Source organism: Haladaptatus paucihalophilus DX253, from assembly GCF_000376445.1.
Taxonomy (GTDB): Archaea; Halobacteriota; Halobacteria; order Halobacteriales; family Haladaptataceae; genus Haladaptatus; species Haladaptatus paucihalophilus.
This window is the reverse complement of record NZ_AQXI01000001.1, coordinates 1,701,238-1,720,298: the sequence shown is the minus strand read 5'-3', so window position 1 is coordinate 1,720,298 and position 19,061 is coordinate 1,701,238. Positions and strand designations below refer to the sequence as shown.

Genomic DNA, 19,061 nt, shown 5'->3' with positions numbered 1-19,061 from the left:
TCGCCTCGTCGTCGCATCGTTCGCGGAATGGGAGAGATATGACACGAATCCCGAGAACAGTAAGTGCTGTACTCGTGTCCCTTCTCGTCGTCTTCGCCGGCGGTGTTGCGACATCGCTAGCGACTTCGGGAGGGTCAAGTACGGCATCGGAAACGCAAGTTACGAACCTGAACGATGTGACACAGATGAACACATCGCAGGCAAACGTAACGATAAACGACCAACAAAGTGACGGCGAGACCATCGTCATCTCGTCCGTGACCATGCAAGAGGGTGGCTTCGTCGCCATCCACGACCAGAGCCTGCTCGACGGGAACGTCGTCGGCAGCGTGTTGGGCAACTCCGTGTATCTCGAACCGGGAACGCACGAGAACGTCACCGTGACGCTCGCGCGACCCATCAACGAGACGGAGACGCTCATCGCGATGCCGCACATGGACACGAACTCGAACCAAGTGTACGACTTCGTTATCGGTAACGGCACCGTCGACGGACCGTACACGGCGAACGGCGAGGCCGTCGTCGACGACGCTCAAATTTCGGTGGGCCAGCAAGGCCCCACGATGGGGAACGAGACGAATCAGACGGGACAGCAGTTCGTGTTCCGCATCGAATCGCTTTCCATCGCCGAGTGGTCGTTCGTGGTGGGTGACAGCACCCAGCCCGACCGCACCGAAGTCATCAGCGGCGTCGACCTGAAGGACGAGACGGTTCGCATCAACACGACGGCGCTGCTCCAGAACGGCTCGGCGGAGGAGGTCGTCCAGCGCGGACCGAGCGTCTCGCAGAGCGACGTGGACAAGGTCTCGGAGCAAGCCAACGCGGCGGCGACGACGGGCGACCTCGATACCGTCCGCGTGGTGCTCCGCGACATCACGATACAGAACACGACGCTCATCGTGGATGCGCCGCAGAACGTGACCCTTCCGCAGATGCCGGGCCAGCCCGGCGTCCCGGAACAGCCGACCCAGCAACCGCTGGACGCGAACGTCACGTTCGACAACCAGACCAGTGACGGGCAGACCGTCACGGTCGATTCCGTCACCATGTCGGAGGGTGGCTTCGTCGCCATTCACGACACGAGCCTGCTCGACGGGAACGTCGTCGGCAGCGTCGTCGGCGCTTCGGAGTACCTCGAGCCGGGAACGCACGAGAACGTCACCGTGACGCTCGATAAGCCGTTGACGGAGAGCCAGACGCTCATCGCGATGGCGCATCTCGACACCAACGACAATCAGGTGTACGACTTCGTGACGTCGGGTGGCAGCGCGGACCTGCCGTACGTGGTCGATAACAACATCGTCGTCGACCCGGCCTACGTGACCGTCGAGAACGGCGGCGGTGCGACGACTACGACGACCACGACGCCGGAAACGACGACCGCGACCGCCACCGAAACGCCGACCACCACGTCCACGACGACGGGTGCGGCGACCACGACGGCGGCAGCGACCACGACCGCACAACCGACGACTACGACGACTACGACGCAGGCCGGTGGAACGACCACCACCTCGACCGGAACGAGCGAATGTGGGTGTGTGAAGACGACGACGGAACAGCCGACCACGACGGCGGCAGAGACGACGACCACGACGCCCGAAACGACGGCGGAAATGACGACCACGACGGCAGAGACGACCACCACGACCCAAGCGGAAAGCGGTTCCGTGGAGAACGTCTCTGACCTCGGTCCGTCGTTCGAGGTGAGCAACCTCGAAGCGCCGTCGAACGCGACCATCGGGGAGACGATCTCCGTGAGCGCGACCATCAGCAACCCGACCGACCAGCAACTCACGCAACCCGTGGACTTTCGGTTGGAGGGTAACGTGGTTCAGCGCAAGAACGTCACCTTGGACTCCGGTCAGAGCACGGACGTGAACTTCGAGATAGATACCAGCGGTGCAAACCCTGGAACGTTCACTCACGGCGTGTACACCCGTAACTTCGGTGAAATCGCGTCGATAACGCTCGAAGCGGCTGGCAACGAGACGACCACGACGGCGGCAACGACGACGGAACAGCCGACGACGACAGAGACGATGACGGCGGAAACGACGACGCAGACTGGTACGGCGACCGCACAGCCGACCACGACGGCCGCTCCGGCGACGACCGCACAGGAGACCACGACGGCGCAAGCCGCGACGACGACCAGCGCAGGAAACGAAACGATGGCCGGGACTGAAACGACCAGTGCCGGAACCACGACGACGCAGGCAGGGACGACGACTAGCGCGGGAACCGACACGACGAACGCGAGCGTCTTCGCGTCGGTCTTCGACGCGTTCGGGGACCTCTTGTAACGTCCTCGGTTGTTTCTTTCGTCGAGCGTGTTCATCGGCTGCTATTTTTCGCCGCGCGACGCAACCGACCGATTCTTGTCCGGCGACTCCCTACCGATTCCCAATGGAGTCGCCGCTGTGGACCCAAACGCACGCGCCCGACCTCGCCGACCTGCCCCAACCGGAGGTACGCGACTATCTGGAGCGGGCGGTGAACGAGCCGATAAACCTCGTTCTTCACGGCCCGGAAGGGAGCGGGAAGACCGCCGCCGTGCGTGCATTGGCACGCGAGGCACACGACGACCCGGACAACGACCTCGTGGAGATCAACGTCGCGGACTTCTTCGACCGGACGAAAAAGGAGATTCGGGAGGACCCCCGATTTTCCAACTTCCTGCAGGGCCAAACCGAGTTCTCGAAACAGTACCGGCAGGGCTCGGGCAAGAAGAAGTACAAGCGCAACTGGTCGAAGCGTGAGATGATAAACCACGTCCTCAAGGAGTACGCGGGCTACGCGCCATCGACGGGTTCGTACAAGACCATCGTCCTCGACAACGCCGAATCCATCCGCGAGGACTTCCAACAGGCGCTCCGCCGCGTGATGGAGCAGTACCACGAGACGACCCAGTTCGTCATCATCACGCGCCAACCGACGAAACTCATTCCGCCCATCAAATCTCGCTGTTTCCCCGTCTCGATGCGCAAACCGACCGGTGGCGAAATCGAAACCGTCCTCCGGTCGATTCTGGACGACGAAGGGGTCGAGTACGACGAAGACGGGATTCAGTTCATCTCCGCCTACGTGAAAGGCGACGTGCGGAAGGCCATCCTGTACGCGCAATTGCTGTACGAACAGGAGGGTCGGGTTCACAGCGACGACTACGAAGTCATCCGCGAGTTCGGTATCAGCGGGCGCATCGGCGACATGCTCGACAAGGCCGAGCGCGGCGATTTCAACGACGCCCGCAAGGACTTGGACGACCTGCTCGTGGACGACGGCTACAGCGGCGAGGAAGTGCTCGAAGCCATCATGGACGCGTTCCGGCAAAACCGCTATTCGGGCGACGAACTCGCCGAACTGGTCGTCCTCGCGGCGGAAATCGACATGGACTTGGCGCGAGGAACGAGCGACCGGTTACAGCTTTCCCATCTACTGGCCGAGTTGGGCGCGTAGAAATCGGGTCGTCCTGTCCGCTTCTCCTCTGTTCGTTCTCTCCACTTTCCTCCGGTCGTTCTCTCTGCTTCTTTCCAGTCGTTCTCCTCACTACGTGTTTCGCGGACGCGAGAAAGATGGCAAAATCGCCGTCGAACTGAAACGGTCGTCAGTCCACGAGCCGTTCGATTTCCGTCACGAGGATGCCGCTGGCACCGAGTTGCTTGACCTCGTTGATGGTCTCGAACACGTCCTGCTCGTCGACAACGGTATGGACGGCGACCTTGCCGTTCCCGGCGATGTCCATGACCGTCGGCCCGCCGAGACCGGGAATCACGTCCCGAATCTCGTCGAGTTTGTCCTCGGGTGCGTTCATCATGAGGTAGCGTTTGCCCTCCGCGGAGATGACCGACTGGAGCGCCATCATCACCTGTTCGACCTTATCGTCGCCCACCACGTCCTCGCGGGCGAACAGCCGAACCGAACTCGACAGCACCTCGTCGATGATGCCGAGGCGGTTTACCTTGAGCGTCGTTCCGGTGCTCGTGATGTCGATGATGGCATCGGCCATATCGACGTGCGGGGTGAGCTCCGTCGCACCCGAGACCTCCACGATTTCGGGCGATACTTCGGTTTCGGCGAAGTACTGCTCCGCGACGTTTGGAAACTCGGTGGCGACGGTTTTACCCGCGAGGTCGGTGACTTCGTTAATGTCTCCCTCCTCGGGTGCTGCCAACACGAGCCGACACTGGCCGTAGCCCAAATCGAGGAGGTCCGAAACGTTGCCGGGGTTCGCCTCCCGCATCTGGTCGAGACCGGTGATGCCGATGTCGGCGGCGCCGTCGCTCACGTACTCCGGGATGTCGGCGGCTCGGGCGAACAACAGCGTCACGTCCGGGTCGACGGTGTTCGCGTACAGCTTGCGGTCCGCACCGTCCACGACATGCAGCCCGGCGTGTTCGAGCAATTCCATCGACGGGTCGTGCAACCTGCCCTTGTTAGGGACCGCGATTCGCATTATCTCGGGTTCGGTCGGCCAGACGGATTACTCTTGCTTTCCCGGTTCAAACTGCAAACCGTGATAAAACGTACCGTATCGCGGACTCCAATCCACCAGAGTCGTGTCGCGGACTCCAATCCACCAGAGTCATGCGAGAGCGACGACAACCCCGAGCCATGACGACGCTCCGAATCGCCGGGGGGCAGGTACTGGGACCGGACATGACCGTCGAACGAGCCGACGTACTGATAGACCAGGACGACGGGACGATTCTCGCCGTCGGCGACGTCGCGGACGCCGACGAGACGCTCGACGCCAGCGACGGCCTCGTGATTCCGGGCCTCGTGAACGCCCACTGTCACGCCGCGATGACGCTCCTTCGCGGGTATGCGGACGATAAACCGCTCGATTCGTGGCTCCGCGAGGACGTGTGGCCGGTCGAGGCCGCCCTGACGCCGGAGGACGTGCGTGCCGGAACCGAACTCGGCATGCTGGAGATGATAAAATCCGGGACGACCGGCTTCGCGGACATGTACTTCGAGGTCGACGAGGTTGCCGAAGCCGTCGAGGAGGCGGGGCTTCGCGCCCGAATCGGCCACGGCGTGGTGACCATCGGCAAGGACGAGGAAGTCGCCCGCGAGGACTTCGAGACGAGCCTCGCCATCGCCGAGGAGTTCGACGGCGCGGCGGACGGCCGCATCAAAACGGCCGTGATGCCACACAGCCTCACGACGGTCGGCGAGGAGTATCTGGACGACTACATCTCCCGAACGCGTGACCTCGGCGTCCCGCTCCACTACCACGCCAACGAAACCCGCGACGAGGTTGCCCCCATCGTCGAGGAGCGGGGAAAACGACCGCTCGAATACGCCCGCGAGAAGGGTATGACCGGCGAGTCCGATTTCGTCGCCCACGGCGTCCACGTCAACACGACGGAAATCGACCTGCTGGCGGAGACGGGCACGGGCGTCATCCACTGTCCGGCCTCGAACATGAAACTCGCCAGCGGGATGGCCCCCGTGCAGGCGATGTTGGACGCGGGCGTCACGGTCGGACTCGGGACGGACGGCGCGGCGTCGAACAACGACCTCGACATGTTCGGCGAGATGCGAGACGCGGCCATGCTCGGGAAACTCGCCGCGAACGACGCCAGCGCGGTCGCCGCCGAGTCGGTCGTGGAGATGGCGACACGCGGAAGCGCGACCGCCCTCGGGTTCGACAGCGGCCGCATCGAGGAGGGTGCGAACGCCGACCTCGCCGTAATCGACCTGTCGTCGGCCCACCTCGTTCCCCATCACGACCTCGTGAGCCACCTCGCCTACGCCGCGCGCGGCAGCGACGTGAGGCATACGATTTGTGATGGGACTGTTCTAATGGCAGATAGAGAACCACTCACGTTGGACGAAGATTCGGTGATGGAGAACGCAGAAAAGCGGGCGAAGGAACTCGTCGAACGCGCTATCGAGTAGATAGCTGCGGCTCACTTACGAGGGGTATTTCACGCCTGAGAATACATACTCTGTAGTTGTCACCAACGGTAAATTGAACGATTATATCGGTTTTTAAACTCTCTAGCGTTCTCTGAACTATTTATGTACAAATATAACGATGCCAAACGGGAATCGGGGTTTATGGGGGTATCCCCGGTGGAAGAAATCGCATGACAGCAAAACGATTTGCGATACTGCTCGCGGCGGCGGTGCTGCTCTCCGTCGCCGCGCCCGCCTTTGCAACGACTGGCACTGACGGACTGACGGTCGGTGTCTCCCAAAACGAGAGCGTCGTCGTGACTGTGACCACGAACGGAACGGCGGCCGAGAACGCCTCGGTCTCCGTCGAGGCGCTCAACAACTCCACCTACGCGGGTGCCGGGAGTTACACCACCGACGAAAGCGGAACCATTGCACTACCGACTCCTGCGAACAACACCACTATCCACGTCGTGGCGACGAAAGGGAACCTGACCGATTCGACGACCGTCGCGCTGGTCGCGCCCGCGAACGAGGACGTCGAATCCGACGACTCCTTCGGTCACGGTGTCTCCTCGTTCGTCCACAAACTGCTCTCGGGCGAGGACGTGAAACACCCGGGGAGAGTCATCTCGACGTGGGTGACGTCCCACAACCCCGGTGCACAGAAGAAAGCCGACCACGCGAAGTCGAGCCACGACGCCGACGACCATCCCGGAAACGGTCACGGTGCGGAACACGAACAGGGACACGGAGCAGACGGTGACCATCCCGGTAACGGCCACGACGACCACCCCGGAAACGGCCGTGACAACGGCCACAAACAGGGACACGACAAGGGGAAGAAGGGCCACGACGACCGCGGTGACGACTCCGACGACGAATAGGCGTTGACCGCCTTCGGTACCGTTTTGAACGCGCTCGCCCATCTCGAACGTATGGGAACCTATCCGCCGATAAGCGAGCAGTTGGACGACGTTGAGTCCGCTCGCGCCGAGGGGCACCGCAAGATGGACTGGGCGCGCCAGCACATGCCGATAATGACGACGATTCAGGAGGAGTTCGTCGCCGACAAACCGCTGGAGGGCCAGCGAATCGGCATGGCGATGCACGTCGAGGCGAAGACCGCAGTTCTCGTCGAGACGCTCGCGGAGGGTGGCGCGGAAGTCGCCGTCACCGGGTGCAACCCGCTCTCGACGCACGACGACGTGAGCGCCGCGCTGGACGAACACCCGAACATCACCAGCTACGCGAAGCGTGGTGTGGACGACGAGGGCTACTACGAGGCCATCGAGTCCGTCATCGACCTCGAACCCACCATCACGGTGGACGACGGCATGGACATGGTGGCGGCCATCCACGAGGACCATCCCGAACTCATCGAAACCGTCGTCGGCGGCTGTGAGGAGACGACGACCGGCGTGCACCGACTCCGCGCGATGGACGAGGACGGCGCGCTCGACTACCCCGTCTTCGCCGTCAACGACACGCCGATGAAGCGCCTGTTCGACAACGTACACGGCACCGGCGAGTCGTCGCTGGCGACCATCGCCATGACGACCAACCTCTCGTGGGCCGGGAAGAACGTCGTCGTCGGCGGCTACGGCTACTGTGGCAAGGGCGTCGCGAAGAAGGCGGCGGGCCAGAACGCGAACGTCATCGTCACGGAAGTCGAACCGCGCCGCGCGCTCGAAGCCCACATGGAAGGCTACGACGTGATGCCGATGGCCGAGGCCGCCGAAGTCGGCGACGTGTTCATCACGACGACGGGTAACCGCGACGTCATCACGAAAGAACACTTCGAGGTCATGAAGGACGGCGTTCTCCTCGCCAACGCGGGGCACTTCGACGTGGAGGTCAATCTGAACGACCTCGCGGACCTCGCGGTCGCCGAGCGCGACGCCCGCGACGGCGTTCACGAGTACGAGATGGAGGACGGCCGCCGACTCAACGTCATCGCCGAGGGTCGCCTCGTCAACCTCGCCGCGCCCATCGCGCTGGGCCACCCGGTCGAAGTCATGGACCAGAGCTTCGGCGTGCAGTCCGTCTGCGTCCGCGAGATGGTCGAGAACGGTGAGAAATACGACGCCGGGGTCCACGAGGTGCCCGACGAACTCGACAAGGAGATTGCGGAAATCAAACTCGACGCGGACGGCGTGGAGTTCGACTCCCTCTCGGACGACCAGAAAGAGTACATGGGTAGCTGGCAGCACGGGACGTAGGGGACGTATCGCAGTTACACCGTTCTCACACGGTGGGGAACTGACCTTACAGAAAATAATCCTTATCAAATCGACACTTCTGGGCGGCTGGCAACGGAAACGACCACCCACATTTCTCCTTCACCGTGCTATCGGCCGTTTTATTGCCCGCCACCGCCGACAATCGACCGAATGTGTGCGAATCGGAAAGGTGACAGGCGGGAGCGCGAACTCGTCAACAGGCTCGACGACACGGGATTCGCGGTCATGCGCGCTCCCGCGAGCGGGGGGGCAACGCAGCGCGAACTGCCGGACGTGCTGGCCGGAAACGGGAACGCGTTCTACGCCATCGAGGCGAAATCGAGCGCGGGCGACCCCATCTATCTGACGGGCGAGGAGGTCGAAGCGCTGGTGTACTTCTCACAGAACTTCGGTGCAAAGCCGAAAATCGGCGTCCGCTTCGACCGGGAGGACTGGTACTTCTTCCACCCGGCGGACGTCCACCAGACGAAGGGCGGGAACTACCGGGTCAAGAAGGAGACCGCGCTGGACGAGGGTGAAACGATGGACGAGTTGTGGAAAGACGACGAGGACGAGGCGTCGAAACACAGCGTCTCGGACGTTCTCCACGCGGTCGAACAGGGGGTCCTCTCGGTGGACGAGGCGACGGAGATTTTGGAGTAGCCGTCGCTCCGCGGTCGGGGGTGAAAAACCGAAAAACCGGTTCAACTACTTCGGTTCCGGGAAGTCGGACAGTTCCGACTGGTTTCCCGGACGCCCGGGGCGTTGGAGCCGCGAACGCGGGAACGAGTAGCGCCGCACGTGACGCGGCTCGACCTGTTCGGGGCGAAGCCCCGACGGAATCGGGTAGAGCACTTCGACCACCGGGTCGTCCGCCGGGTAGCCCTCGTTCGTCGGGTACTCCGCGACGGTGCAGTCGCGGCCCGGAACCTCGACTTGGTTGGCCCGGTAGTCGGTCATGGCGACGACGACCAACAGGTCGCCGGTCGCGCGGTCGACTACGGGTTCCCCGGGTTCCAGTCGGCAGCGGTCGCAGAAGTGCGGCCCGGCGGCCGCCGTCTTCTCGTCCACGAAGACGACCGACTCGCATCTCGCGCACTCGACCGCCTCTTTTCCCGGCGGCGGGACGCGACCTTCGTTGATCTCGATTGCGACCCGGCGGATGTGTTTGCACCGGACGCCCCGCATCATGTGGTCGGGGCAGGTGCAGCGACTCCCGAGCAGGTCCACGAAGTACGTGTTGTCGCTCTGGCTTTCGACTTCGTACAGTCCGCCACCGAGCGGCGTGACGGACATGCGCTCCGCTCTGGCGCGTTGGGACCGCGGATCGGTCTCCTCGGTCTCGGCCAGCGGCGTCAGCGATACTTTTCCGGAAGCGGCTGTGTCTATCATGGGTGCTTCCTCCGACGTGAAACCTGACGACGAAAATCGGCGCGTTCCGACCACACAGCGGTGGTTTCGACGTATTATCGTACGTGCCGAACGACCCTAAGGCTTTCACCTGTCAGCGCAAGTATCGAACGCGTTCTCCCGTTCGCACCGCGTGGTGTCACGAAATAACGACGATTCCCGACACCGACTTCGAAACGGAGAACTTTTGATGTAACCCCCGGAAATCCAGAACATGGATATCGAGGGCGATACGCTCCGCGACATCGTCGTCTCCGTCGTGTCAGTTGGCTTCTTTATCGTAGCGATGTTTATCGTCGGCTCGCAGTTCGAGGCCGGCGGCATCACGGGAGCGGGTGCGCTCGAAATGGTCGGCGTCATCACGCTCTTCGTTCTCGTCATGACGGGCGTCGGTTTCTGGCTGGCCAACCAACACTAACGGTCGCGCCAATCGGTCACGGTACCGCTTTCGTCCAGCGCATCCTCGTAATACACGAGCGGATGCGTCACCGTCTCACATCGTTCGTCCTTGTTCACACAGTCCCCGTACGCTTGGAGCGTCGCGCAACTCGGCGGCGCGAACTGCGTCGTCCGTTCGTCCCGAAGCCGTTCTATTCGGGCGCGTAACCGGTCTGCGCGTCCCGACGACCGAACTTCACAGAGCGAGAGGATTTCGTCCGCGTCGAGTCCGATGCTCGTGAGAAACGAGACGAGCGTGAACTCGGAGTGTGCGGGAAGCGACTCCGCGTCACGAGCGCGTGCGAGCAGTGCCGACATACACGGCGGGAACAGTTCCGGGGCGAGCGTGTCGATGTCGTGGGAGAAATCGGCGTCGGTGAACGACGACTCCAGTTCCGACAGTTCGTCGGCGAGCGCCACGCCGATTTCGTCGGGGACGGGAAGGGGAAGGTCGTCGGCGATGCGTATTTCGACCGCCGTCCGAAGCAGTTCGTGTAGCTCCGCCTGCGAGACGACCACGACGCCATCGTCGAGTTGACGCGTAACGAGTCGCCACTCGTCGCCGAACTCCCGGGCGAGCGAGATGTAGGTCGAGACGGCCACGCCGAACCCGTCACGACGGGTCACTACGTCGTCGTCGAGGTCGAAATCGGCGAGAAACGTTTCGAGCGTGAGCGACGTGCCCCGCGTGCTTTTCAGTCCATCATCCGGCGTCTCGAAGTCGGCGGTGAACCGCTCGTAGGCCGTCGTCGCCTCGGCGTTGGCGTACTTCTCGACCGCTCCCGGCGCGTCGAGGAGCGACACCAACATCCGGGCGATGGGGTACGAAAGCACCTCCGCCGACGTCGACCAGCGTCGCCCGTCGTCCGGCGCGCGCACGGTCCCGTCGAGGAGCGCCCGTCGCACGCGCTCCACGCCGCGCTCGACTGCCGGGTGGCGGTCGCCCTCCCCCGCGATGACTGCCGCGAGGTCGAGGTTCGCGTCCCGAACCGCCTCGCGAGCGGACGCGAGAAACGGGTATCGGGCATGGAGCGAATTCATTAATCGCCTTTTCGAGCGGTGCCCGATAAACGCGACGGTCGCGCGGTAACGCGAGATTTCCCCGACTCGACCCCCGCGGAAATCCCGCGTTTCCCCGGTTCGGTCGAATCCAATCACCTATTACCGGGGCGTGAGAAGCGGGGTTCGTGCCACGCTTCGCCTATCCGTGCCCCGACTGTCGAACGACGACGAACCTCCACGGCCCGGACTGCCGGTTCGACGGGGAGCCGTGGACGGACATCGAGAAAGCGTATACCGACATCATCGCGGTGCTCTCGGCCGATTCGGTGACGGAGGAGGAACTCCGCGACGCGGTTCACGGCCGTTGGAACGCCACGCACGTGGCGGCGCTCGACCGCCTTCGTCACGAAAAGCGGGTCGTGGAGAGCGACGGAACCTTACGCCTCCTCACCGCCGACGAGTTCCGGGAGACCGTCTCGGAGCCGAGCTTCGAGCCGATGCGGACGATTTACGAGAAGGGAAGCGTTCCGGGCTGTCACGACAACGCCGTCTTCGCCATGATCGCGTGGTACGAGATGGTCGGCCTGTCGTGGCCCGAGACGCGCGAGAACGTCGTCGAGTGGCTCCACAAGAGCGGAACGTGGGGACGCGGCGGGTTCGAGGAGTCCACGCCGGAGGAACTGGTCGAAACCAAGCGTCACGTCTACGAGGCCGGGTACGGGTGGAAAGAGAAGGCCCAGTCGGCGAAGGCGGTCATCGACCGGAACCTGTAGAAGCGAAAATCGAATCGAGTCGTTTTTCCTCAGTCGCTCTGGATACGCGGCGCGAGCATGTAGGTCACGTCACCCATGCCTTCCGCGATTTCGAAGTGAAGCTTGACGGGGAACTCCTCGCCGAGGTCGATGGACACTTCGCCGTCGTTCGGGATCGCCTTGTTCATGTCTTTGAGATAGTCGAGGCTGAACAGGGAGTGGGCGGGACCGGTCGTGAGGTCGATGAGGTCGTCGCGGTCGAGTTTCAGGTCGACGTTGTCGGTGTCGCCTTCGGCTTCGACGTAGAATATCTCGTCGTCCTCGTTCACGCCGAGGGCGATGTGGTCGGAAACCATGTCGGCGGCTTTGACCGCGCGGTCGATGTCGGACCCTTCGACGACGATGGTCGCCGAGAGGTCGAGGTCCGGGATGTCGGGTTCTTGGCGGATGGAATCGGGGTCGATGAGCGCGAGGGTGTATTCGAGTCCGTCGATCTTGATGTGGAGTTTGCGCGTCTCTTCGTCCAACTCCATCTCGATGAGTTGGTCGGAGCTGGCCATGCCAGCGATGCTTTCGAGACGGTCGAGGTTGACGCCGAGGACGCCCCCGTCAGCCTCGTAGGATTCGAATGCTTCGGAATCGAGTTGGAGGTCCACCATTCCGACGTTGGCCGGGTCCACTGCCTTGATGGTGAGGCCATCCTCCTCGAGGTGGATCTTGCATTCATCCACCAGAACGCCCACGGAATCGATCGTCGTCCGGAGCGTATCCGCGCTCACGATAGCCTTGAACATGTTGGTGATTCCTATGAAAGGGTGGCATAAAAAGTCACCCGTTCGCGCGCGCGAGGTGCCGTGCAGAAACAACGGACATCGGATAGGAACCGGGAGCGGCCAGAGTTTAACTCACCGCAGTCTCCCTATTATTACAGTAGATAATATAAAGATTTTTGATAAACGTTTTACGCTAGAAGGTATTCTGAACGTATATGTCGCAGGAGTGGCGGCCGGAAGAATACACGCTCGACGAAGACGACCCTCGATGGGGAGTCTGTAATTACTGTAAGAAGAAGGTCTTCGTCGGTGGCAAGAACAAATCGGATCTCATTCGGCATCAGGCCGAATGTGAGTATCGAGACGGGTAGTTTCCCGTCGGCGAATCATTCATTTTGGTCGTAACGGCCAGCGGCGGGGCGACGAACGAAGGGCGTAAACATCCGCGTAGACAACCGTCTCACAACGAATGGCCCGTAAAGACCACTACTACAACAAATCCAAGCAGCAAGGCTACCGCTCGCGGGCGGCCTACAAACTCAAGCAGTTGGACGAATCCGCACACCTCCTCCACGAGGGCGAGACGGTCGTGGACCTCGGGGCGGCCCCCGGCGGTTGGCTCCAAGTCGCCGCCGAGGAAGTCGGCGACACCGGCACCGTCATCGGGGTCGACCTGCAGCGAATCAAGGACATCGACGGCGTGGAAACCATCCGCGGCGACATGACCGAGGAGGAAACCCAAGAGGAGGTCATCGACGTCGCCGGGTCCGCCGACGTCGTTCTCTCGGACATGGCACCGAACATGACCGGCGAGTACAGCCTCGACCACGCTCGCTCGGTGTACCTCGCCCGACAGGCGTTCGAGACGGCGCTCGAACTCCTCGATTCCGGCGGCGACTTCGTGGTCAAGGTGTTCCAAGGCCCGGACTTGGACGACCTGCGCGAGGACATGGAACCCGAGTTCGAGTACGTTCGAACCATGAGTCCCGACGCCTCGCGCGACGAGTCCTCCGAGGTCTACCTCGTCGCCCGGAAACGCCTCACCGCGCCCGTCAGACCCGGCGACACCCTCGAAGTGACCATCGAAGGCGTGGGGAGCGAAGGCGACGGCGTGGCGAAAGTCGAGGAGTACACGTTGTTCGTTCCGAACACCGAGGAGGGAGAGACGGTCGAAATCCGCGTCGATGACGTGAAACCGAAGTTCGGCTTCGCACAGCGATTGGACCGAGACTGAAGTCCGCGTTCAGTCGGCCGAACTCGGCACCCTACTTGCGGACGTTTGCGACCGGAGAAACCCGACGACGGCGTAGACGAACGGCGTGTCGAGCAGCGCGACGAACAGTTTGAAGACGTACTGGCCGACGATGAGCGAGAGGATGACGTTCTCCGGGAGTATCGGCCCGATACCGGCGAAGCGCGGGAGCGCGTAGAACGCGACGCCGACGAAGATGACGGTATCGATTGCCTGACTGCTCGCCGTGGACCCGATGTTGCGAGCCCAGAGGTGGTCGCCGTCGGTGAGGTCGCGGATTCGGTGGAAGACGATGACGTCCCAGTTCTGACTGACGACGTAGGCACAGAGGCTTCCGACGACGATGTTCGTGCTCGCGCTGAGGACGGTGCGGAACTTGGCGGGGTCCACGCTGTTCTGCGCGGCGGGCGCTTCGATGGTGGACCAGACGAGCACCAGCATGGCGAATATCATGACGAAGGCGACGTTGACCAGTCGCTGGGCCGCCTTTCGTCCGTACACCTCGGCGTAGCAGTCGGAGGCGAAGAAGGTCAGCGCGTAGGCCAGCGCCGCCCCCGGAAGGACGAGCGCGTCGCCCGTAATCGGCAGGGTGAGCGGAATGGTGAACTGGAGCACCTTCGCCGCCGTGAGCTGTGCCGTCACGAGCGCCGTCACGAACAGCGCGGTGAGGCCGAGTTGCCCGGTGGCCAGTACCGAGTGAGCGTCCCGCCGCTCAGTCATCTTCAAGTCTCCCGTGGCGTTCGTCGATCTCGTCCAGAATGTCCAGCATCTTTCGAATCGAAGCGCGAATCGCCTCGCTCCTGTTGACGAACTTCCCGTCGTCGCCCACGTGGTCGTCCAAATCCGAGAGGAGTTCGTCGGGCACTTCGACGCTTATCTTGGTCATACCAGGATATTCCGGGAGGAATACTTAAGCCCAGCGTCAGGCGCGTCGTCCGCCGAGCGTCCCTATCCAGAGGACGCTCAGTCCGAAGATGTACGCGACGGAGACGGGGATGGCGACGAGGAACATCGTGTAGAGGCTGTCGGGGGTCACCAGTGCGGCGACGGCGAAGACACCGATGACGACGCCGCGCCAGTATTCGAACATCGACTCGAACGGGACGATTCCGGCCCAGTGGAACAGGAACATCGTCACCGGTACGTCGGCGAGCAACCCGATGCCGACCGTGGTGAGGAACACGAGCCAGAAGAACGCCTTCACTCGGTAGTAGATGAGCATGTCGGCGTTGTGGGCGTCGGTGACGAGCCACGAGATGATGTTCGGGGCGACGATGGTGTAGCCGACGTAGCTCCCGACGATGAGTCCGACGAACAGCGTGCCGCCCCACAGGAAGAACACGTTGCGGTTGCCCCTGACGAGTTTGCGCTCCTTCATCGCGGGCCAACTGTAGTAGAGCACCATCGGGAGCACCGACACGGCGGCGAGCAGGGTGCTTATCTTCACCTCGAAGATGAGCGCCTCGACCGGGTGCAGGGTGACGACGTTGAGCTGTTGACCGTTCGCCAGTATCGACTGTGGCACACGGCTCGTGAAGTCGCTGTTGATGTCGCCGATGCCGCCCTGGTACAGGTAGACGAACACGCTGGCGAGCACGAGCATGAACACGCCGACGATGCGGAAGAACTTCGACGTGAGACTCTGGAGGATGAACGCGAAGTCGTAGTAGTAGCCGCCGATGTCGTCCTCGGTCGTCTCGTCTTCCGTGAACGCGTTCGTCACGCCCGCGGCGGTGCGCTGGAGGACGTTGCCCTCTTCTCGGGCCTCTTGGCTCGGTTGCTGGGCGACGTCCTCGGCGAGCGGTGCGCCCTCGGCCTCGCGGACCTCCGGGTCCGATTCCGCGGCTTCCTCTTCTTCTTCCTCTTCGGCGTTCGCTTCGTCGAAACGGTCGAAGATGGCCTGCGCCTTCTCGGGTTGGTCGGCCTCCATCGCGGCGCGGGCGTAGTCGAGCGATTCGCCCTCGTCCATCTCGGTGAACACTTCGGGCGGAGCGGCCCGAACCCCGGCGGCGTCGAGCTGTTCGATGTCGATCGCGGCCGGTGCGCCACCGCGCTGCTGGCCGACTGCGGCGTTCGCTTCGAGCGAGACGAACAGGTAGTAGAGAGCGGCGACGACGAGGGCGACCAGCCCGACCGCTCCGGCGACGAGGAGGATGGCCGTTCCGCGCGGCATGCCCAGCGCCTCCTCGATGGGGGAGAACGCCGCGGGTCGGAACCCGGCCGGAAGTGCCGGGAGCAGTTGGCTGTTCACGTAGCTGACCCCGGCTCGGCTGAAGAAGAGGTACGTCGCGCCACCGGCGATGAGTGCGATACCGAGGAGGTAGTTCCACCGCTCCGCCACCGATTTTCTGATGCTCACCTTGCTGCTCCCGCGCTTGATGGTGACGAGGATTTTCGACAGATAGAGACTGAATCCGTAGAGGATGACGAGCGGAATCGCCCACATGACCTGCGTGAACGGGTCCGGCGGGGACGCTACCGCGCCGAAGACGAAGATGGTGAGGATTGCGTAGCGCCACTTGTCGCGGAACGTCTCGTATTTGACGATGCCCGAGTAGCTGAGGCCGCTCATGATGAGCGGCAGTTCCGCGGCCAGACCGAACGAAAGCGAGATAATGAGGACGAACTCGGTCCACTGCACGATACCGTACTTCGGGCTCAGGTTCGCCTGCACCGCGTTCTTGGCGAGGAACTGGAACATCAGCGGGAGATAGACGGAGTACCCGTAGGCCAGTCCGCCGATGAACAGGGCCGCCGCGAGGCCGACCAGCGGGATTATCTTCCAATAGGAGATGGAGAACTCGGGATACCATTCGCGTTGCCGAATCGAATCACGGCCGAGATAGAGCAAAACGGGGATAGCGAGAATAATACCGGAGAACATCGCTATTTTCGCTTGGAGGAGAATGACGTCGAACGGCGTCACCGCGACGATTTCGACGTGTTTCATCACTGTCTGTGACATCCCGGAGGTCGTCACGTCGCGCAGGAACGGCCACACCACCATCGACATGGCGTAGAACATGCCGATGAAGCCGAGAACGAATACGATGAAGACTTTCTGAAGGTGTGTCTGTGCCGTCGAAAGCATCGCTCCGATGGTTTCACGTCCGGAAGCGACGGTGTTGGCGGTATCCTCGTCGATGAGACTGTTCCCCGAGGTAGACATTGCTTGGGAATGGTAACCCCCTGCCAGTTATCAATCTTCCCGTCTCGCAAGATGAAGAAAGCCTATAATAACTCGGCTGCTTATCCCCGGGTGAATGGGCGAAGAATCGGAGGCGACGGCAGGCAGTAATATATCGAAGGTCCCGGCGTCGGAAGAAGCGCCGGAGCCGCCGGACGAGAACCTGTACGCGCCCGAGGACCCGGAGCCAGCAGTCGAGCGGCCGAGCCAGCCGATGGACGACGAGGAGATGCCGCTCGCCGACCACGTAGAGGAGATGATAAAACGGCTCGCCATCGTCCTCGTCATCGCTGGCGTCGTGAGTCTCATCACCCTCCCGTTCGCGGATCACGTCATCAACTTCCTCTGGAATCAAATTCTGCCGGTCGGTCCCGAAACCCGACCACGGCTCTACGCGCCGCTGGCACTCGTGATGACGAAACTCAAGGTCGCCAGCCTCGCGGGTCTCATTATCGCCCTCCCCGTCATGGTGTACGAGACGTACCTCTTCATGCGCCCCGGTCTCTACCCGCACGAGCGTCGATACTACCTCGCGGCGGTGCCGACGAGCCTCGTCCTCGCGTTCGTGGGCGTCAGCTTCGCGTACTTCCTCATCCTCCCCGCCATCTTCACTTACTTCCTGTCGTACACACAGAGCGCGAACGTCGCCGTCGCGTTCGGTCTGACGAAGACGTTCAACCTCATTCTGATGATGATGGGCGTGTTGGCCGTCGTCTTCCAGATTCCGCTCCTCATCATGCTCGCCATCATGATGGGCCTGACGACGCGCCAGTGGATGGCCAACCGACGGCTGTACTTCTGGGGTGCGTTCGCCGGGTTCGCGTTCCTGTTCAGCCCCGACCCGACCGGGATGGCTCCGTTCCTCGTCGCCATCACGATGGTCGGCCTGTTCGAAGGCACCTTGCTCCTCCTGAAGTGGACGGGCAAGTGACGGTTTTGAACCGTTCTCCCGTCCTCCTCGGATATTCGGAATCACGCAATGGCACCTTTCGACGTTCGTAACCGGGTTATAACTAAGGGAGTTTATCTCCAACGGAGCGGTAGCGTTCGTGCCTACCCTTAGCTCGCGTGCCAGCAGCTACAGACCGCAGTTCGCGTGCCAGCAGACTGCCACCCTTCGGGTGCGAACGCCCGACGCTGCTTTCTACTGACCACCGGTCGGATACTCCGTGCTGAACACGTCTTCGACCAGCGGTTCGCCTTGCGGTCCCGACTCGCTCGCATCGCCGTCGGCTTGCTCGCGGGTCGTCCCTCCCCGCTCGCCGTTCGATGCCCGCTCGTCTATCGACTCGCGCGCATCGCCTTCCGGACTTACACTCCCGGTTCGATAGCCGTGCAGGTCGAGCGTGACGTGTTCGAATCCGAGGTCCGTCAGGTGGTCCCGTGCGGCGCGAACGAACTCCTCGTCCAGCGCCCGCGACAGTTCGTCCTCGCCGATTTCGATGCGCGCCAGTCCGTCGTGGTCGCGGACGCGGAACTGGGTGAACCCCCACTGGCGGAGTACCGTTTCGGCGCGTTCGATTCGGGAGAGGCGTTCCTCGGTCACTTCCAAACCGGTCGGGATGCGCGAGGAGAGACATGCCATCGCGGGTTTGTCGGCGACGGAGAGGTCGTACGCTTCCGCGATTTCCCTGACCTCGGCCTTCGAGATGTCGTGTTGGAGGAGCGGCGAGTAGGCGTCCAACTCCTCGACGGCGCGGAGACCGGGGCGGTGCCCTGCGGATACGTCGTCGGCGTTCGTCCCGTCGCAGACGATATCGATGTCGAGTTCGGCCGCCTTGTCGAACATCGCACCGAGGCGCATCGTCCGGCAGTGATAACAGCGGTCGTCGCCGTTCTCGACGAAGTTCGGGTCGTCCAACTCGCTGAACTCGGCGACGACGTGGCGGATTCCGATTTCGTCGGCGACACGATTCGCGTCCCCGAGTTCGGCCTCGGGTAGGGTTTCGCTCTTCGCGGTGCATGCGACGGCATCGTCCCCCAGCGCATCGTGGGCGATAGCGGCGACGACGCTCGAATCGACCCCACCGCTGAACGCGACGAGCACGCCGTCGCGCTCCGCGAGGTCTGCCTTCGCGGCGGCCAGTTTCTCCTCGACGGTTGGCATACCTCGTGATT

18 protein-coding genes are annotated in these 19,061 nt (G+C 62.6%); 10 read left to right on the top strand and 8 right to left on the bottom strand.

Annotated features, from left to right (window positions below; all coding sequences use genetic code 11):
• Window positions 1–185 precede the first annotated feature (185 nt).
• Entirely contained in the window at window positions 186–2,306 is a 2,121-nt protein-coding gene (locus tag B208_RS0109590; protein WP_018128837.1) for a DUF7282 domain-containing protein, read from the top strand.
• Between the two features lie 103 nt (window positions 2,307–2,409).
• Entirely contained in the window at window positions 2,410–3,459 is a 1,050-nt protein-coding gene (locus tag B208_RS0109585; protein WP_007976422.1) for an AAA family ATPase, read from the top strand.
• 148 nt (window positions 3,460–3,607) lie between these two features.
• On the opposite strand, the gene hisG is transcribed toward B208_RS0109585, so the two are convergent.
• Window positions 3,608–4,456: an ATP phosphoribosyltransferase gene (gene hisG / locus B208_RS0109580; protein ID WP_007976424.1), complete on the bottom strand. Its 849-nt coding sequence runs from the start codon at window positions 4,454–4,456 to the stop codon at window positions 3,608–3,610.
• A 158-nt stretch (window positions 4,457–4,614) separates the two neighbouring features.
• Here hisG and B208_RS0109575 point away from each other — a divergent pair, with 158 nt between their 5' ends.
• From B208_RS0109575 to hjc, 4 genes are all read left to right on the top strand, one after another.
• The gene (locus tag B208_RS0109575) at window positions 4,615–5,907 is read left to right on the top strand and encodes an amidohydrolase (RefSeq protein WP_007976426.1); all 1,293 of its coding nucleotides are present in this window, start codon (window positions 4,615–4,617) and stop codon (window positions 5,905–5,907) included.
• 191 nt (window positions 5,908–6,098) lie between these two features.
• Window positions 6,099–6,794, top strand: a complete 696-nt coding sequence (locus B208_RS0109570; protein WP_018128836.1) for a hypothetical protein — start codon at window positions 6,099–6,101, stop codon at window positions 6,792–6,794.
• A 51-nt stretch (window positions 6,795–6,845) separates the two neighbouring features.
• A complete protein-coding gene (locus B208_RS0109565; RefSeq protein ID WP_026177797.1) occupies window positions 6,846–8,129 on the top strand; it encodes an adenosylhomocysteinase in 1,284 nt (427 codons plus the stop codon).
• A gap of 171 nt (window positions 8,130–8,300) precedes the next feature.
• A complete protein-coding gene (gene hjc / locus B208_RS0109560) occupies window positions 8,301–8,792 on the top strand; it encodes a Holliday junction resolvase Hjc (protein WP_007976433.1) in 492 nt (163 codons plus the stop codon).
• A 45-nt stretch (window positions 8,793–8,837) separates the two neighbouring features.
• Here the strand turns inward: hjc and B208_RS22975 are convergent, their stop codons facing one another.
• Window positions 8,838–9,521: an SWIM zinc finger family protein gene (locus tag B208_RS22975; RefSeq protein WP_018128835.1), complete on the bottom strand. Its 684-nt coding sequence runs from the start codon at window positions 9,519–9,521 to the stop codon at window positions 8,838–8,840.
• Window positions 9,522–9,753: 232 nt separating this feature from the next.
• Here B208_RS22975 and B208_RS0109545 point away from each other — a divergent pair, with 232 nt between their 5' ends.
• A complete protein-coding gene (locus B208_RS0109545; protein ID WP_007976439.1) occupies window positions 9,754–9,957 on the top strand; it encodes a DUF7472 family protein in 204 nt (67 codons plus the stop codon).
• On the opposite strand, the gene B208_RS0109540 is transcribed toward B208_RS0109545, so the two are convergent.
• Entirely contained in the window at window positions 9,954–11,018 is a 1,065-nt protein-coding gene (locus B208_RS0109540) for a DNA primase large subunit PriL (RefSeq protein WP_007976440.1), read from the bottom strand. The genes B208_RS0109545 and B208_RS0109540 overlap by 4 nt on opposite strands.
• Before the next feature lie 146 nt (window positions 11,019–11,164).
• Between B208_RS0109540 and B208_RS0109535 the strand changes: the two genes are divergently transcribed.
• Window positions 11,165–11,752 carry a DUF7474 family protein gene (locus tag B208_RS0109535; RefSeq protein WP_007976442.1) on the top strand — a complete coding sequence of 196 codons (588 nt, stop codon included), beginning with the start codon at window positions 11,165–11,167 and terminating at the stop codon, window positions 11,750–11,752.
• 29 nt (window positions 11,753–11,781) lie between these two features.
• On the opposite strand, the gene B208_RS0109530 is transcribed toward B208_RS0109535, so the two are convergent.
• On the bottom strand, window positions 11,782–12,525 hold the full coding sequence (locus B208_RS0109530) for a DNA polymerase sliding clamp (RefSeq protein ID WP_007976444.1): 744 nt from the start codon (window positions 12,523–12,525) through the stop codon (window positions 11,782–11,784).
• A 448-nt stretch (window positions 12,526–12,973) separates the two neighbouring features.
• Here B208_RS0109530 and B208_RS0109520 point away from each other — a divergent pair, with 448 nt between their 5' ends.
• Window positions 12,974–13,738 carry a 23S rRNA (uridine(2552)-2'-O)-methyltransferase gene (locus tag B208_RS0109520; RefSeq protein ID WP_007976447.1) on the top strand — a complete coding sequence of 255 codons (765 nt, stop codon included), beginning with the start codon at window positions 12,974–12,976 and terminating at the stop codon, window positions 13,736–13,738.
• A 9-nt stretch (window positions 13,739–13,747) separates the two neighbouring features.
• Here B208_RS0109520 and B208_RS0109515 read toward each other — a convergent pair whose 3' ends face one another.
• The 3 genes from B208_RS0109515 to B208_RS0109505 are packed head-to-tail and all read right to left on the bottom strand — an operon-like array spanning window position 13,748 to window position 16,925.
• Entirely contained in the window at window positions 13,748–14,476 is a 729-nt protein-coding gene (locus tag B208_RS0109515; protein ID WP_018128834.1) for a queuosine precursor transporter, read from the bottom strand.
• Window positions 14,469–14,642, bottom strand: a complete 174-nt coding sequence (locus tag B208_RS0109510) for a ribbon-helix-helix domain-containing protein (protein ID WP_007976451.1) — start codon at window positions 14,640–14,642, stop codon at window positions 14,469–14,471. Before B208_RS0109510 ends, B208_RS0109515 begins: the two co-directional genes overlap by 8 nt.
• A 36-nt stretch (window positions 14,643–14,678) precedes the next feature.
• Window positions 14,679–16,925 carry a twin-arginine translocase subunit TatC gene (locus B208_RS0109505; RefSeq protein ID WP_007976452.1) on the bottom strand — a complete coding sequence of 749 codons (2,247 nt, stop codon included), beginning with the start codon at window positions 16,923–16,925 and terminating at the stop codon, window positions 14,679–14,681.
• Window positions 16,926–17,019: 94 nt separating this feature from the next.
• Here B208_RS0109505 and tatC point away from each other — a divergent pair, with 94 nt between their 5' ends.
• On the top strand, window positions 17,020–17,874 hold the full coding sequence (gene tatC / locus B208_RS0109500; protein WP_007976453.1) for a twin-arginine translocase subunit TatC: 855 nt from the start codon (window positions 17,020–17,022) through the stop codon (window positions 17,872–17,874).
• Window positions 17,875–18,087: 213 nt separating this feature from the next.
• On the opposite strand, the gene larE is transcribed toward tatC, so the two are convergent.
• Window positions 18,088–19,050, bottom strand: a complete 963-nt coding sequence (larE, locus tag B208_RS0109495; RefSeq protein WP_007976454.1) for an ATP-dependent sacrificial sulfur transferase LarE — start codon at window positions 19,048–19,050, stop codon at window positions 18,088–18,090.
• Between the last annotated feature and the right edge of the window lie 11 nt (window positions 19,051–19,061).

Excerpts from the sequence above, each read along its gene's own strand:
- B208_RS0109575 (WP_007976426.1), top strand. The coding sequence starts at position 4,615 with ATGACGACGCTCCGAATCGCCGGGGGGCAGGTACTGGGACCGGACATG.
- B208_RS0109510 (WP_007976451.1), bottom strand. The coding sequence starts at position 14,642 with ATGACCAAGATAAGCGTCGAAGTGCCCGACGAACTCCTCTCGGATTTG.
- B208_RS0109590 (WP_018128837.1), top strand. The coding sequence starts at position 186 with ATGAACACATCGCAGGCAAACGTAACGATAAACGACCAACAAAGTGAC.
- tatC (WP_007976453.1), top strand. The coding sequence starts at position 17,020 with ATGGGCGAAGAATCGGAGGCGACGGCAGGCAGTAATATATCGAAGGTC.
- B208_RS0109515 (WP_018128834.1), bottom strand. The coding sequence starts at position 14,476 with ATGACTGAGCGGCGGGACGCTCACTCGGTACTGGCCACCGGGCAACTC.
- B208_RS0109545 (WP_007976439.1), top strand. The coding sequence starts at position 9,754 with ATGGATATCGAGGGCGATACGCTCCGCGACATCGTCGTCTCCGTCGTG.
- B208_RS0109565 (WP_026177797.1), top strand. The coding sequence starts at position 6,846 with ATGGGAACCTATCCGCCGATAAGCGAGCAGTTGGACGACGTTGAGTCC.
- larE (WP_007976454.1), bottom strand. The coding sequence starts at position 19,050 with ATGCCAACCGTCGAGGAGAAACTGGCCGCCGCGAAGGCAGACCTCGCG.
- B208_RS0109570 (WP_018128836.1), top strand. The coding sequence starts at position 6,099 with ATGACAGCAAAACGATTTGCGATACTGCTCGCGGCGGCGGTGCTGCTC.
- B208_RS0109585 (WP_007976422.1), top strand. The coding sequence starts at position 2,410 with ATGGAGTCGCCGCTGTGGACCCAAACGCACGCGCCCGACCTCGCCGAC.
- B208_RS0109530 (WP_007976444.1), bottom strand. The coding sequence starts at position 12,525 with ATGTTCAAGGCTATCGTGAGCGCGGATACGCTCCGGACGACGATCGAT.
- hjc (WP_007976433.1), top strand. The coding sequence starts at position 8,301 with ATGTGTGCGAATCGGAAAGGTGACAGGCGGGAGCGCGAACTCGTCAAC.
- B208_RS0109540 (WP_007976440.1), bottom strand. The coding sequence starts at position 11,018 with ATGAATTCGCTCCATGCCCGATACCCGTTTCTCGCGTCCGCTCGCGAG.
- hisG (WP_007976424.1), bottom strand. The coding sequence starts at position 4,456 with ATGCGAATCGCGGTCCCTAACAAGGGCAGGTTGCACGACCCGTCGATG.
- B208_RS0109505 (WP_007976452.1), bottom strand. The coding sequence starts at position 16,925 with ATGTCTACCTCGGGGAACAGTCTCATCGACGAGGATACCGCCAACACC.
- B208_RS22975 (WP_018128835.1), bottom strand. The coding sequence starts at position 9,521 with ATGATAGACACAGCCGCTTCCGGAAAAGTATCGCTGACGCCGCTGGCC.
- B208_RS0109520 (WP_007976447.1), top strand. The coding sequence starts at position 12,974 with ATGGCCCGTAAAGACCACTACTACAACAAATCCAAGCAGCAAGGCTAC.